This window comes from Bradyrhizobium sp. 1(2017) (genome assembly GCF_011602485.2).
Lineage (GTDB): Bacteria > Pseudomonadota > Alphaproteobacteria > Rhizobiales > Xanthobacteraceae > Bradyrhizobium.
The window spans coordinates 491,679-504,809 of record NZ_CP050022.2; the positions used below are offsets into that span (position 1 = coordinate 491,679).

11 protein-coding genes are annotated in these 13,131 nt (G+C 65.2%); 8 read left to right on the forward strand and 3 right to left on the reverse strand.

All coding sequences use genetic code 11. The features are described from left to right. The first annotated feature begins 53 nt into the window (after window positions 1-53). The 4 genes from HAP40_RS02315 to HAP40_RS02330 all read left to right on the forward strand — a co-directional run bounded on the left by HAP40_RS02315 (window position 54) and on the right by HAP40_RS02330 (window position 3,904). Window positions 54-1,115: an aldo/keto reductase gene (locus HAP40_RS02315; protein ID WP_166811145.1), complete on the forward strand. Its 1,062-nt coding sequence runs from the start codon at window positions 54-56 to the stop codon at window positions 1,113-1,115. A gap of 90 nt (window positions 1,116-1,205) precedes the next feature. Continuing rightward, window positions 1,206-1,721 carry a nuclear transport factor 2 family protein gene (locus HAP40_RS02320; protein ID WP_166811143.1) on the forward strand — a complete coding sequence of 172 codons (516 nt, stop codon included), beginning with the start codon at window positions 1,206-1,208 and terminating at the stop codon, window positions 1,719-1,721. Between the two features lie 300 nt (window positions 1,722-2,021). Beyond that, window positions 2,022-3,293: a DUF2157 domain-containing protein gene (locus tag HAP40_RS02325; protein WP_166811141.1), complete on the forward strand. Its 1,272-nt coding sequence runs from the start codon at window positions 2,022-2,024 to the stop codon at window positions 3,291-3,293. Further along, window positions 3,290-3,904 (forward strand): GDYXXLXY domain-containing protein, encoded by a 615-nt coding sequence (locus HAP40_RS02330; protein WP_166811139.1) that lies wholly within the window; start codon window positions 3,290-3,292, stop codon window positions 3,902-3,904. The genes HAP40_RS02325 and HAP40_RS02330 overlap by 4 nt, the downstream gene beginning before the upstream one ends. On the opposite strand, the gene HAP40_RS02335 is transcribed toward HAP40_RS02330, so the two are convergent. Next, on the reverse strand, window positions 3,901-5,277 hold the full coding sequence (locus HAP40_RS02335; protein WP_246741385.1) for a PLP-dependent aminotransferase family protein: 1,377 nt from the start codon (window positions 5,275-5,277) through the stop codon (window positions 3,901-3,903). The two genes, HAP40_RS02330 and HAP40_RS02335, sit on opposite strands and share 4 nt — an antisense overlap. A 262-nt stretch (window positions 5,278-5,539) precedes the next feature. On the opposite strand from HAP40_RS02335, the gene HAP40_RS02340 reads away from it, so the two are divergent. The 3 genes from HAP40_RS02340 (at window position 5,540) to HAP40_RS02350 (ending at window position 8,580) form a co-directional block, all read left to right on the forward strand. Beyond that, window positions 5,540-6,400, forward strand: coding sequence for a DMT family transporter (locus HAP40_RS02340; protein WP_166811135.1), 861 nt, complete (start codon window positions 5,540-5,542; stop codon window positions 6,398-6,400). Window positions 6,401-6,695: 295 nt separating this feature from the next. Next, window positions 6,696-8,135: a DUF1254 domain-containing protein gene (locus tag HAP40_RS02345; protein WP_166811133.1), complete on the forward strand. Its 1,440-nt coding sequence runs from the start codon at window positions 6,696-6,698 to the stop codon at window positions 8,133-8,135. 73 nt (window positions 8,136-8,208) lie between these two features. Further along, complete coding sequence (locus tag HAP40_RS02350; protein WP_166811131.1) at window positions 8,209-8,580, forward strand: hypothetical protein; 372 nt, start codon at window positions 8,209-8,211, stop codon at window positions 8,578-8,580. 396 nt (window positions 8,581-8,976) lie between these two features. On the opposite strand, the gene HAP40_RS02355 is transcribed toward HAP40_RS02350, so the two are convergent. Beyond that, entirely contained in the window at window positions 8,977-10,191 is a 1,215-nt protein-coding gene (locus tag HAP40_RS02355) for an EAL domain-containing response regulator (RefSeq protein WP_166811130.1), read from the reverse strand. A gap of 797 nt (window positions 10,192-10,988) precedes the next feature. Beyond that, a complete protein-coding gene (locus HAP40_RS02360; protein ID WP_166811128.1) occupies window positions 10,989-12,152 on the reverse strand; it encodes a hypothetical protein in 1,164 nt (387 codons plus the stop codon). A 337-nt stretch (window positions 12,153-12,489) separates the two neighbouring features. On the opposite strand from HAP40_RS02360, the gene HAP40_RS02365 reads away from it, so the two are divergent. Next, complete coding sequence (locus HAP40_RS02365) at window positions 12,490-13,113, forward strand: helix-turn-helix domain-containing protein (protein WP_166811126.1); 624 nt, start codon at window positions 12,490-12,492, stop codon at window positions 13,111-13,113. Window positions 13,114-13,131 lie beyond the last annotated feature (18 nt).

A 13,131-nucleotide genomic window follows, 5' to 3' on the forward strand; every position in this document is an offset into this window, starting at 1 on the left:
ACTTGTCTCACCTTTGGCCGCCGGCTACCTCCCAGCCAACGATGGAGGCTCTGATGACAGCACTGGATCAATACCGCCTGCTTGGCCGCTCCGGTTTGCGCATATCTCCCCTTGCGCTGGGCACGATGACCTTCGGGACCGAGTGGGGATGGGGCGCCGATGCCGGCGCCGCACGGCGGATCTTCGATCTGTATGTCGACCGCGGCGGCAATTTCATCGACACGGCGGTGAACTATACCAACGGCGCGTCCGAGCGCCTGGTTGGCCAGTTCGCCCGGGACAAGCGCGATCGTCTCGTGCTCGCAACCAAATTCACCATGGCGCGCGATCCCGGCGATCCCAATTCGGGCGGCAACCACCGGCTCAACATGGTGCGCTCCGTGGAGCAGAGCCTGCGACAGCTCGAGACCGACCGTATCGACCTGCTTTACCTCCACGGCTGGGATGCGACGACGCAGCCGGATGAAGTGATGCGCGGACTGGACGATCTCGTGCGCACCGGGAAAGCGCAGTATGTCGGCATTTGCAACACACCGGCCTGGCGCATTTCACAGCTGCAGACGATGGCAGATCTGCGCGGCTGGTCGCCCTTCGTTGCCCTGCAGATCGAATATAATCTGGTCGAGCGAACGGTCGAGCACGAACTCATGCCGCTGGCAGCCGCCCTCGGCCTCGGCGTGCTGCCCTGGTCGCCCCTCGGCGGCGGCGTGCTCACCGGCAAGTACACGCGGGCCGATCTCAGGGATTCTCAGGAGCGGGCCGTCGGAATGACACGCGCCTCGGTCATCGCTTCGTCCGGCCATCTCAACGAGCGATCGCTGGACGCCGCCGACATGGTGCGCACCATCGCCGCGGAGCTCGGCGCGACGCCTTCGCAGGTGGCCATCGCATGGACGCTGGCGAATCCTGCAGTCACCTCGCCGGTGATCGGAGCCCGCACGCTGGATCAGGCGGAAGACAATTTCGGCGCGGTCGGGATATCGCTTTCTCCTGAGCAGATGGCGCGCCTCGACCATGCGACCGCGCCAGATCCCATCTTTCCGGAGCGTTTCTTGCGCCGCCCGATGGTCGAGCAACTCATCTTTGGCGGCGCCACTGTCGCCCGGCGCGGATAGATCAAGGAACGACATGTCGGTGGTGTTCGGCCGACCGCGATTGCATCACTTCGGGGCAGGACGACATTTTGCACCAGAAAGGGAGACACAATGCCAGCCATGGTCAATCGCGCACTTGCGTGGTGCGTCTACGCGATCATCTTCACGGCCTCCAGCCTGACGACGGCAGCACCCTGCGGACAGGCCAATTCGCTGCAGGACGACAACAAGCGGATCGTCACCGATGCGTTCGATCGGTGGGCGGCCGGAGGAACCACCTTCTTCAATGACCTGCTGCACCAAGACGTGGTCTGGCGCATCAAAGGATCCGGCCCAAGCGCCGGCGATTTCCGAGGCCGCGATGTGTTCCTGGATCGAGCGGTCCGCCCGTTCGCGAACCGATTGTCGACACCGGTCCGCCCTACAGCCGTGAGGATTTTTGCCGATGGCGACCATGTCATCGCACATTGGGAAGGCGGCGGCGTGGCGCGCGATGGCAAGCCTTACGCGAACAGCTATGCGTGGATCATGCTCATGCAGGACGGCAAGGCGGCGGAGGTGACGGCCTATCTCGACCTCGCCCCCTATGACGACATCCTGCGGCGCGTTCCTTTGCCGGCGCAATAGCGCCGGCTGCGCGCAGACTCAGTTGGCGTTGCGGCCGCTACATTCATGCAGAAGTCGCCGCATGACTGGACGCGCCCGGGATCGATGACCTACGCATGCGCGAGCCCCGGCGCGCGCGCCCGACACCCCCGCGTAAGTCATTGATCTTCCACACCCCGCCTACTGTGCATGGGGTTGTTTTCACCATTATTGTTATCCACCCTCCGAACCCCCCAGCCTTCTCCACCTTGAACCCACTTCCCGCACGATCCGACCTAGCATTGCCCCGCCATCCGGCGGGGGCCAGGTGATCCCAGGACGATGTTCGACAAAACCTACCGGCAGCGCCTCGAAGCCGATCTTGCGCAATGGGAGGCCGATGGCGTGATCGCGCCGGCGGCGGCCGCCTCCATCCGCACTGCGCTGCCGCCGCTGCCGGCCGGCATCAACATCGCAATCGTCGTCGCCATCGTCGGCGGCCTCTTGATCGCGGCGGCGTTTCTTGCCTTCGTCGCGGCGCACTGGACCGAGATCGCGCGGCTCTTGCGGTTTGCGATCCTGCTCGCCGGCATGGTCGTCGCCGGCGGCCTCGGGGCATGGTTCGCGGCGAGGGGCCGTCTCGTTCTGGCCGATCTCTGCGCCAGCATCGGCGCCGTCGTCTTTGGCGCGGGCATCGCGCTGGTCGGCCAGATGTATCATCTCGGCGAGGACTTTGCCGGCGGCATGCTGCTGTGGTCGATCGGCGCGTTCGCCGGCGCGCTGCTGACCGGCTCGCGCGGCGCGCTTGCGGTCGGCCTCGTCGCGGCCTCGATCTGGACCTGCATGCGGACGACCGACACGCCGGATGCCCTGCATCTGCCGTTCGTGGCGGTCTGGCTCATCGCCGCCGCGACGGCCTTCGCATGGAATTCGCGCGTTGCGGCGCATCTTGTCGCGATCGCGCTGCTGCCGTGGTGGATCGCGACCTCGCTGCGCTTCGAGTTCGACGGCGCCCAGCAGTCCTTCCTGCTCGCGAATGGCGCGGCCCTGGTGTTCGGTGCGGGGCTCGCGCTCGCCGCCGCGCCCTCGCCGCGGGCGCTCCGCCTCGGCAGCGTGCTGTCGGTCTACGGGGCGCTTGCGCTGGCCGGCGTCGCCTGCCTCGAGGTGACCACGGTCGACGACATCGTCCGCGTCCGCACCAACACGGTGGCGGCACAACCGCTCTGGGCCATCCTGTGCGGGATTGCGGGGGTGATCCTGTCTCTGGCATCCGCGGCGATCACAAGGCGGGCCGGTGAAGTCCTCGCAAGCTGCGCGATCGGGCTCGTGCTGCTCGCCGCGCCGCTCTGGCCGGCTGCCGAGGCCGGCGAGCCCTGGCTCGCCTATGCCGCGCTGCTCTGCGCCATGCTGTGCCTCGTCGTCTCTGGCATGCTCGACGATGTGCGCCCGCGCATCGTCGCCGGCTGGCTCGGCATCGCCGGCGTGGTCGCGGGCATCACCTGGGCCGTGAAGGGCTCGCTGCTGCACCGCTCGGCCTTCCTCGCGGCGGCCGGCCTCGTCGCCGTCGCCTTTGCCACCGCGCTCAACCGCATGCTGCCGAGGGCCGCGCGATGATCGAGCTCGCCGTTTCCGTCACGAAGCTCTGGCAGCGCATTCCGAAAACCGTGCTGTTCGGCATCGCAGTCCTGCTTCAATGCGCGCTGCTGGTCCTGATGGTCGCCGATCGCATGCAGATCCTGCGCGAAGGCCGAGAGGTGACCCTGCAGACTCAGCCGGTCGATCCGCGCGATCTCCTGCGCGGCGACTATGTCGTGCTCCGCTACGACATCTCGCAACTGCCGGCCGGCGCGCTCGCCGGCAAGCCCGCGGACGCGCGCCATCCCGATGTCTTCGTCAAGCTCGCGCCCAGTGCCAATGGCGTTTACGAGGCGGTCTCGGTGCATGCCGGGCCCGTCGCCGTCACGGCGCCCCAGGTGCTGATCCGCGGCCGCGTCGGCAATTACGGTGGGTCCTGCGGCGAGGACCGGCGCAGCTTCTGCGACAAGCTGCCGATCAAATATGGCCTCGAAAGCTATTTCGTGCCCGAAGGCGAGGGCAGGAAGCTCGAGGACGCGCGCAACCAGCAGAGGCTGCGGATCGTCGCCGCGGTGCTGCCCTCGGGCCGCGCCGCCATCAAGCGCCTGTTGCTCGACGGCGAGCCCGTCTATGAGGAGCCGTTGTACTAGGCGGCGCTCTTCCCGGGTGCGGCCTTCAACGCCCGCCGCAGCACCTCCCACACACGTGCATCGTTCATATGCGCCACGTTGAATCGCATGAAGCTTGGCGCCGTCTGGGCCACGCTGAAGACGTTGCCGGGCGCGAGCACCACATCGTCTTCGAGTGCAGCACGCGCGACGGCCGAGGCATCCTGTCCGCCCGTGAGGCGGCACCACAGGAAGAAGCCGCCGCGCGGCATCAGCCAGGGCTCGATGCCCAGCGCCTGAAGTTTTCGCGCGACGTCGCGGCGCGTGCGCGTGAGCTTCTGCCGGAGCTCGTCCATGTGCTTGCGATAGCTGCCGCCGGCCAGCACCTTGGCGATGATCTCGGATGCGACCGGGCTCGGCCCGCCGAAATTGGTTGCGACCTGGAGGTCGACGAGATGCTCGATCCAGTCGGCTCGCCCTGCGATGTAGCCGCAGCGCACCGAGGCCGACAGCGTCTTGGAGAAGCTGCCGGTGCGGATCACTCGATTGAGCCCGTCCAGCGCGGCAAGGCGCGGCGAGCGCTCCGGCTCGAAGTCGCCGAAGATGTCGTCCTCGATGATGGTGAGGTCGTGCGCGGCGGCCGCGGTCAGCAGCCGGTGCGCGGTCTGCAGCGACAGCGTCGCGCCGGTCGGGTTGTGCAGGGCCGAATTGGTGATGTAGAGCCGCGGCCGCTCGCTGCCGAGGACCTGCTCGAAGCGCGCCACGTCCGGCCCCGTGGGCGTGTAGGGCACGCTGACGATCCTGGCCTGATGCGCCCGCAGCAACGCACGGAAATTGAAGTAGCAGGGATCGTCGACCAGCACCGTGTCGCCAGGACGGAGCAGGAAGCGGCAGATCAAATCGGTCGCTTGCGTGCCCGATCCCGTCAGCATGAGCTGGTCGACCGACGCCTCGATCGCATCGTCGGCAAGGCGCGCGAGCAGCAGCCGGCGCGGCGCCATCGCGCCGCGCGTGCTGCCGTAATTGGTGAGCACATCGGCCTCGATGCGAGCCAGCGCGCGGGTGGCGCGTCGGAGCGCGGCTTCCGGCATCCACTCCGGAGGCAGCCAGCCGCAGCCAGGCTTCGGCACGGCAGCATCGGCGTCGAGCGACTGCCGCGAGACCCAGAACGGATCGACTGCCCGGTCGCGGCGCGGCTCGACCTCGGCCAGCGCAAGCGGCGGCATGATCGTCGGCGCAACGTAGAAGCCCGAGCCGCGACGGGCGCGGATCAGCCCTTCCGCAGCCAGGCGGTCATAGGCCTCGACGATGGTGGACGGCGAAACCCCCATCGTCGCCGCAAGGCTTCGGATCGACGGCAGGCGGTCGCCGCTGTTGAGCGCACGTGCGGCAACCTTGGCGCGGATCGCGCTCATCACGTCCACGGTCCGCGTTCCGCCCCGTCCCTTGATTTGCGTCTCGCCGTCCAAGCTGTATTGCCTTCCATACCCATACAGTTTTGTTGGATTGTACGGGATTGTCGCTGGTCTTGCCATCGCCGAACGGCGAGGATCGCCGTTAGAGCATGATCCGGAAAAGTGTGCAGCGGTTTTCCGAAAAGATCATGCTCGAACAACGACCTAAAGCGCGATGACGATTCATCCTGATCTCGTCGCGCTTTAGACAAGCGGAACGGACATGCAATCTGCGGGCAGCGGCTGGGGCAACGGGCTTCTCGGCGTCATCATCTTCAGCGGCTCGCTTCCGGCGACGCGCGTGGCGGTCGGCGGCTTCTCCGCGCTGTTCCTGACGTCCGCGCGCGCGGTGATCGCGGCGCTGATCGGCGTCGCCGTGCTCGGCCTGCTGCGGCAGGCGCGGCCGCAGCGCGGGGATCTCGCCTCGCTCACCATCGTGTCGCTGGGCGTCGTGGTCGGCTTCCCCTTGCTGACCGCGCTCGCGCTTCAGCACATCACCTCGGCCCGCTCGATCGTCTTCATCGGCCTGTTGCCGCTGTCGACCGCGATCTTTGCCGTGCTGCGCGGCGGCGAGCGGCCGAAGCCCTTGTTCTGGTTTTTCGCCGTCCTCGGCAGCGCCACGGTGGCGGGCTTCGCCCTGTCGAATGGCGGCGCGGCCTCGCTTGCCGGCGATCTCCTGATGTTGGCCGCGATCGTTCTGTGCGGGCTCGGCTATGCCGAAGGCGCCGCGCTGTCGCGCCGCCTCGGCGGCTGGCAGGTGATCTCCTGGGCGCTGTTGCTCGCGCTGCCGCTGATGGTGCCGGTCGCGGTCTGGACTTTGCCGTCGACGTGGAGCGGCATCGGAGCTCCAGCCTGGATCGGGCTCGCCTACGTCTCCGTGTTCAGCATGTTCGTCGGTTTCATCTTCTGGTACCGCGGGCTTGCGATCGGCGGCATCGCGCGTGTCGGCCAGTTGCAGCAGCTCCAGCCGTTCTTCGGTCTCGCGCTCGCCGGCTTCCTGCTGCACGAGCCCGTGGCCTGGAGCATGATCGCGGCGACCGCGCTCGTGGTCGTCTGCGTGTTCTTCGCGCGACGGTTTGCGTGAGCTCGATGCAGCGCAATCCCTGACCAGGCATTCGGGACCACCCGTGTTGATCTAGATCAACGTCTGTTCCAGCGCGCGGTGTCTCACTGGATGAGGGGATTTATCTCCTCGATACATCACGTGCGCCCACCTCGCGCTGACTGTTACATGTTTGCATGGTCGGTCTCCTCCTGGGTTTCGCTGGTGGGACAGCGATCGGTATCCTCGCCTCGACTGACAGAAATCCGCCCATCATTGTCCGAGTGTCCATAGTCAATTGAACTCTCGGGATCAGAGCAGCTTTGGGAGTAGCATCATGAACATTAGTCGTCGAAACCTCTTGTCTGCCGGTTTGGGAAGCGCGATCTCGGCGCTTTCACTCTCGGTCGGCCGAGCGGACTACGACGGTCCTTTGTTGAGCGCGATCGAAGGCGGCGAGGACTTCTGGCTTGCCACCGACGCTTACGTCTTTGGCTATCCCCTCGTGACAATGGAGATGACGCGGCGGGTCATGACCAATATGGCTTCCGTCGAGGGCACGCGCGGGCCCATGGGACAGTTCATCAAGCTGCGCTCCTATCCCGACGCAAGCTTCAGGGATGTGACGGCTCCGAATGCGGATACGCTCTACACCTCGGCGTGGGTCGACGTGGGAGACGAGCCTTGGGTCGTCGCCATTCCCGATATGAAGGACCGCTATTTCCTGTTCCCGATGCTTGATGGCTGGACAAATGTATTCCAGGTCCCGGGCAAGCGCACGACAGGCACCAAGGCGCAGACCTACGCGATCACCGGGCCTGGTTGGAAAGGCACACTGCCCGTTGGCGTGAAGGAATATAAATCGCCCACCAGTATCGTGTGGATACTGGGTCGCATTTACTGCACCGGCACACCCGAGGACTATGCAGCGGTGCATGCCGCTCAGGACGAGTGCAAGCTCTTCCCCCTTAGCGCATACGGGAAATCCTACACGCCTCCACCCGGCAAGGTCGATCCGTCGACCGATATGAAGACCGCGGTGCGCGAGCAGGTCAACCGCATGGACGCCGCTGCCTATTTCAGCCTTCTGGCTGAACTGATGAAACGGAATCCGCCCGCGGCCGCCGACGCCGCCGAGGTCGCCAAATTCGCGAAGATCGGCCTCGTTCCGGGCAAGGATTTTGATGCCAGCAAGCTCGACGTTGCGTTTGCGAAGCGCATCCCGCAGGTCGCGTTCGACCGCATCATGATCCAGTTCAAGGTCAACAAGGCCATCAGGAACACCAACGGCTGGGCATTCGACACGCAGACCGGCGTTTACGGCACTGATTATCTCAACCGCGCCCTGGTCACAGCCATCGGACTCGGTGCCAACCGCATTCAGGATGCCTGCTACCCGACGTCGCGGAAGGACGCGGATGGCAGGGATTACGAAGGCAGCAACAAATATGTGATGCGCTTCCCGAAGGGGCAGCTGCCTCCTGTCGGCGGCTTCTGGTCGCTGACGATGTACGACGATAAGTACTTCTTCGTCGACAATCCGATCAACCGATATTCGATCAGTGCCCGTCAGAAGCTCAAGCCCAATCCGGACGGTACGATCGACCTCTATATCCAGAAGGACTCGCCGGGAGCGGACAAGGAGTCGAATTGGCTGCCCGCACCCGCCGGCAAGTTCGTTCTGATGCTGCGCATGTATTGGCCGAACGAGAAGGCGCCTTCGATCATCAACGGCACATGGTCTCCGCCCCCCGTCAGGAGGGTTGCGAGCAGCTGATCCGCAAGGGCACCAGCCACCCGAGGGCCGCAGTGGAAGCAGCTCAGATTTGGCAGGACCAGAGGAGGTCAGGATGAAGGTTGCGCTGTTGTCGGCGGCACTCCTCGGGGGCCCATTGGCAGTGCCCGTTTCTGATCGCGTTCCCCATTTGAACGTGGAGTCCCTGTGCAAGGCGACAGTGGCTGATGACAAGGCGAACGGAATCGTTCTGGGGCAGAGTCTCGAAAAATGCATGAGCGATGAAACGGATGCCCAGCAGCAGCTTGTCGCCCTCTGGACGGCAAATGCCGGTGCTGTCAGGGATCGCTGCGAAGCCGAAGTCACGTCAGTCGCCTACGCTCAAAGCTACGTTGATCTTCTCTCTTGTATTCAGGCTGCCGGCGTGACGAACCCGCCGCCCTCGGCACCTCTCAAGGGCGCGAGCAAGAATCGAAACGCGAAATAGATTGGTCAGAAACTGGAGCGAAGGAGGACGTCATGCGACACGGAACTCATCTTTGGTTGGCCGGCGCCGTTATTCTCTGCGCATCCACGAGCTCGGTGAAGTGGTCGCCGGAGGACGGTCTTTCATTGTCGGTTCAGAGCGCAGAGGCTCGCGTCGGGCGACCGGCGACCCCGGCGAGTGTCGCTGGCGTCGCCCGGCGAACCACGCGCCGTGCCGTCGTCGGTGGAGCGGCCGTCGGTGCAGCAGCCGCAGGAGCCGCCGTAGCGGCGCCGACCTGCGCCCGGGTGCTGGTCAACGGCGCCTGGGTCTGTCGCTAGCGGCACCGGCTTTCCCTGGACGTGACCGCGGCGACCACGCTCGTGGTCGTCGCGTGGCGGTACGCGTGAGGCCGCCCCCTCACGCGCTCCCCATCACGGTCCTCGTCAGCGTGCTCCTTGCAAATTTCTTCAGCGGCATCGGCTTGCCGAACAGAAAGCCCTGCACGAGATCGAAGCCGAGCTCGTTCGCGGCGACGAGATCGGCGCGGCTCTCGACGCCCTGGGCGATCGCGCGCGCGCCGTAGCCTTGCGCCAGCTCGACGATGTGACGGCACACCGTGCGCTTCAGCCGGTCACCGCCGCTGCCGGTGACGAACTGCCGATCGGCCTTCAGCTTGACGAAGGGGATCTTGTCCAGGCCCATCAGCGACGGCCAATTCGCGCCGAGATTGTCGATCGACAGGCCGATATTGTGCAGGCCGACCTCGCGCGCGACCTCGGTCAGAAGATCGAGTTCGCCGATGGCCTCCTCACTGTCGATCTCGACCGTCAGTCCGCCGAAGGCCGGATGCGTCGGCACGCGGCGGCAGAGATCGCGCACCGCGTGCGGCTCCTTCAGATAGGACGCAGGCAGGTTGATCGAGAGATCGACCGGGCTCTGCTGCTCCAGCAGGTAGTGCCAGTCCTGCATGGCGCGATCGATCACGAATTCCGAGAGGTCGCGCAGATGCGGATCGTGCTCCTCGGGAATGAAATAGGCCGGCGGCACCACGCCCCAGGTCGGATGGCGCATGCGCACCAGCGCCTCGGCGCCGCTGCGGACCAGCGTGCGCGCGTCGATCTTGGGCTGGTACCAGAGCTCCAGCCAGCCGGCATGCAGGGCTTCGCCGACATGCACGGCCGGGCTCGGCGCCGGCTCGTCCGGCAGCAGCATCGCGACACGCTCGCGCAGCGTCTCCGCGGCGAAGGGCGTGGTCAGCGGCGGCAGCATCGCAAGGCCATATTCCTCGCCGACCTGCCGCACGGCCCTGACGATGATCGACTCCCGGGCGCCGACCGCCAGAACTTTTCCGGCGAAGCCCTCGCGCACCAATATCTCCAGGAATCGCCCCGGCTCGATGCCGTCGGTGGCAACGCCGAGCAGGATCAGGTCCGGCAATTCCGAGGTGAGCACGCTCTGCAGCTCGTCCGCGCTGGCGCATTCGCTGGTGACGAAGCCAAGATCCTCGAGCACCTCGCTGAGGAAGGCGCGCAAGTGACGCTTGCTGTCGGCCACGCAGGCGCGCGGCGTCACCTTTCGCCGTCCGAAGGTCACAGGCCTTCGTCCGACGAGTTCAACAATCCCATCGTTCATCAACACCACTCCCGTTCCGTGACGTTTTCTTAAACGCTGAGCGTGGGTTCAAATAAGGAGAGCTTCACGTCGTTGTTGAATTATTTGAGTAACGTTAAGCCCTGCAATTCGAGCTAATTTGTCAGTAGTTTCCTCGAAAACTCGTCGCATACTCCGGCACCGCACGCGCAACGACAGCCGGCGCATGCGGAAATTCCGCGCGTGCGATCGACGGCTGCTCGGCTTGTCGGCGGACGGGCTGGAGCGATGCAGCGGAGCGGTTCTGCAGTGTGATGATGGGGCTGTCGGGGAGTTAATTTCCGACGGCTTTTTCGTGTTGCGCGATGCCGACCGCCTTGCGGGGGCGCTCGCTGCGAGAGCGAGCGTGCTCGCGAGCACGTCATCATCGTGACTGTCCGCCGGCTCGATCTCATCCCGGCCTTGTTGCGGTCGCTTCTCGCCGCAGGAGAGGGGCGACGGCTAGGATCGAGAAACCTGTTTCGCGCGATGCGCGCATGGGCCTCTTTCGCTCGCGGCGGTGCTGCGACACTGCGTCCGCGCCCGACGACGCGAATGTGAAGCAGATCACATGTGCATTGCGGCGGCTGCGCTATTGCTCCGCACAGCCGGTGGTGGGCTGTCGAGGATTACAGCGATGACGACGCGGCGAGTGATGCATTGGTGGTTCAGATTCGTGCTGTCGGGGCGATTTCTCGATCGCTTCCTGTGCCTGCCGCGCGCGCATTAGCGCATGATCCGCTCGCGCGCCGGGAAGGGCTTTCATCGACGGGCCTATTTGCCTCGCGCATAACGCGCTCTCAGGTCTGCCCGATCAATTTGCGAAACGCGGCCGCGCCGTCCTGCATCGCGTCGCGTCCCTTCCAGGCGAGCTGGGCCAGCTTGCCGCCGAGCGTGTCGTGGTTGCGCAGCCGGCGCGATCCTAGGATGTGGCCGACATTGGCGGGGAAGCGGCTGACCTCGGCGGACACCAGCGCCTGGATCGCGTCCATCAATTGCTGGAGGCGAATACCCCATTCGCAATGCTCGATGCCGTCGATGCGGACCTTGAGCGCATATTCGGTGTCGTAGATCTCGGCGAGCAGGTCGCGCGCGACCAGGACGCGGTTGAGCCGGAGCGCGATCCGAAGCGCGAGGCGCTTGTCGTCGAGCCGGTCGAGCACCATGGGAACGACGCAGGCATAGGGCGCGGCGGCGACGTCTGCGGTGCTCTTGCTCGCGGCGGGGTTGGTGGCGAGGCGCACCAATTGCCAGGGCGTCTTCAGGCGCCTCGCCACCAGCGCAAGCGCGAAGGGCAGCGCCTCGGGATGGGCCTTCTTGAGCGCATCGAGTTGCGCGGTGATCTGGGCGACCTGGCCGTCGTCGAATTTGGCGATCTTCTCGGGCAGTTTTTCGTTGAACTTCGGCAGCGCATCGCCGGCGCGCAGCACTTGCTGCATCTTCCGCACGTCGTCGAAGGCGCTGCGCGATGCCGTGTACTGCGCAAGCTTGCCGCGCGCGAGCTCGGCGCTCTCGGACGAGGCGAGGGTGTTCTCGAGGACCTTGACGACCTTGATCTGGAAGGCCGACGCGATCTTTTGCACTTCCTTCGGGTTGTTGGCGGCGACCTGGTCGTTGATCGCCTTGATGTAGTCGCGCGCCATGGTCGGCAGCAGGTCGCGGCAGATCCATTCCCAGATCGGGGTGAGGGTGTTGCGCGAGATCCGCCCCATATTGGCATGCTCGGGCGCGCCGTCGATCAGCAGCAGTTCGAGTGGCGCGAAGAAATAGCGTGAGGGGCTGGTTGCGCGGGCGTGAGTCGATCCGTCCTTGCGAAACTCGGCGCGCAGGCGGGCTTGGACGTCGGCCGAGCCTGGCATGTCGATGCCGCACAGTTCGAGCCGCTCCAGCTCACTGAGCAGACAGCTGCGCGACAGCGGCGTCAGCCTCTGCAGGAATTTCGACAGCCGATCGATCTCGTCCATGGCACGCAATCTTCCGCAGCGTTTCCCGCAGGCCCAAGAGACCCATGCGTGGAGGCATTTGCGCGCTCTCAACTCCTTTAGAGAAGCAAGTCGCCGTTAATTAATCCGTAAAATCCGGGGGGGGGGCGGCCGTGGACGCGGGCGGCGGTTAAGCAATTTCGCGCCATCCACGCAGGGATTGAGCGGGAATCTCAACCCTTGCATGGTCGAGGACAGCTTCGCGCAGGCACAAATTGTGCCGATGCCGTGGATTTAGCGCAAAGCTGCCGAAATCACCGTAGTCTTACGGAGCAAAAAGTTAACTACAGACCCCGCCCGGTTCCGGTAAACGAGTGACATGGCGTCACAGAATGATACGGCCACCGATTCGCGGCCGTCGGAATGGTACGAAAGCAGCGTTGCTCCAGTTGAAGAGCTCGATTTCGTCCGCCTGAATGCCGTCCGTGCCAAAGCTGCAGACGAAATGGCCGCCGCCATTGCCCGCGAGCTGAATGGCCCCCTGACTGCGCTCCTGCTCTACATGGGCGAGATCAAGCATCACAGCGATCAGCTCGCGCCCGTCACCGGCGACCGGGCCTATTTGCAGCGCGTGGTGGAGAATGCGCTGGCGCAGACCGAGCGCGTCTGCGGCCTCGTCAAGCAGCTGGCCGGTTCTCACAAGAACGGCCTGCCGAGCCCATCCGGGGCCGAGGACATTGAGGCCCGGACCGTTCGCATGCCGCCGCCGCAGCGCGTGCCGAGCGCCGAACTGCTCGGCCTGTCCGGTCAGAAGCGGCTGACCAAGCGCGAGCGCGAGGTGCTGAGGCTGATCAGTGAAGGTTATTCGAACAAGCAGGGCGCGCTTCGGATGCAGATCAGCCCGCGCACGTTCGAAAGCCACCGCGCCGAGGCGATGCGCAAGCTCGGTGCGCGCAACACCGCGGACCTCGTCCGCGCGGCGCTGCTGCATTCGATCGAGTGAGATTGATGATTGCATTGC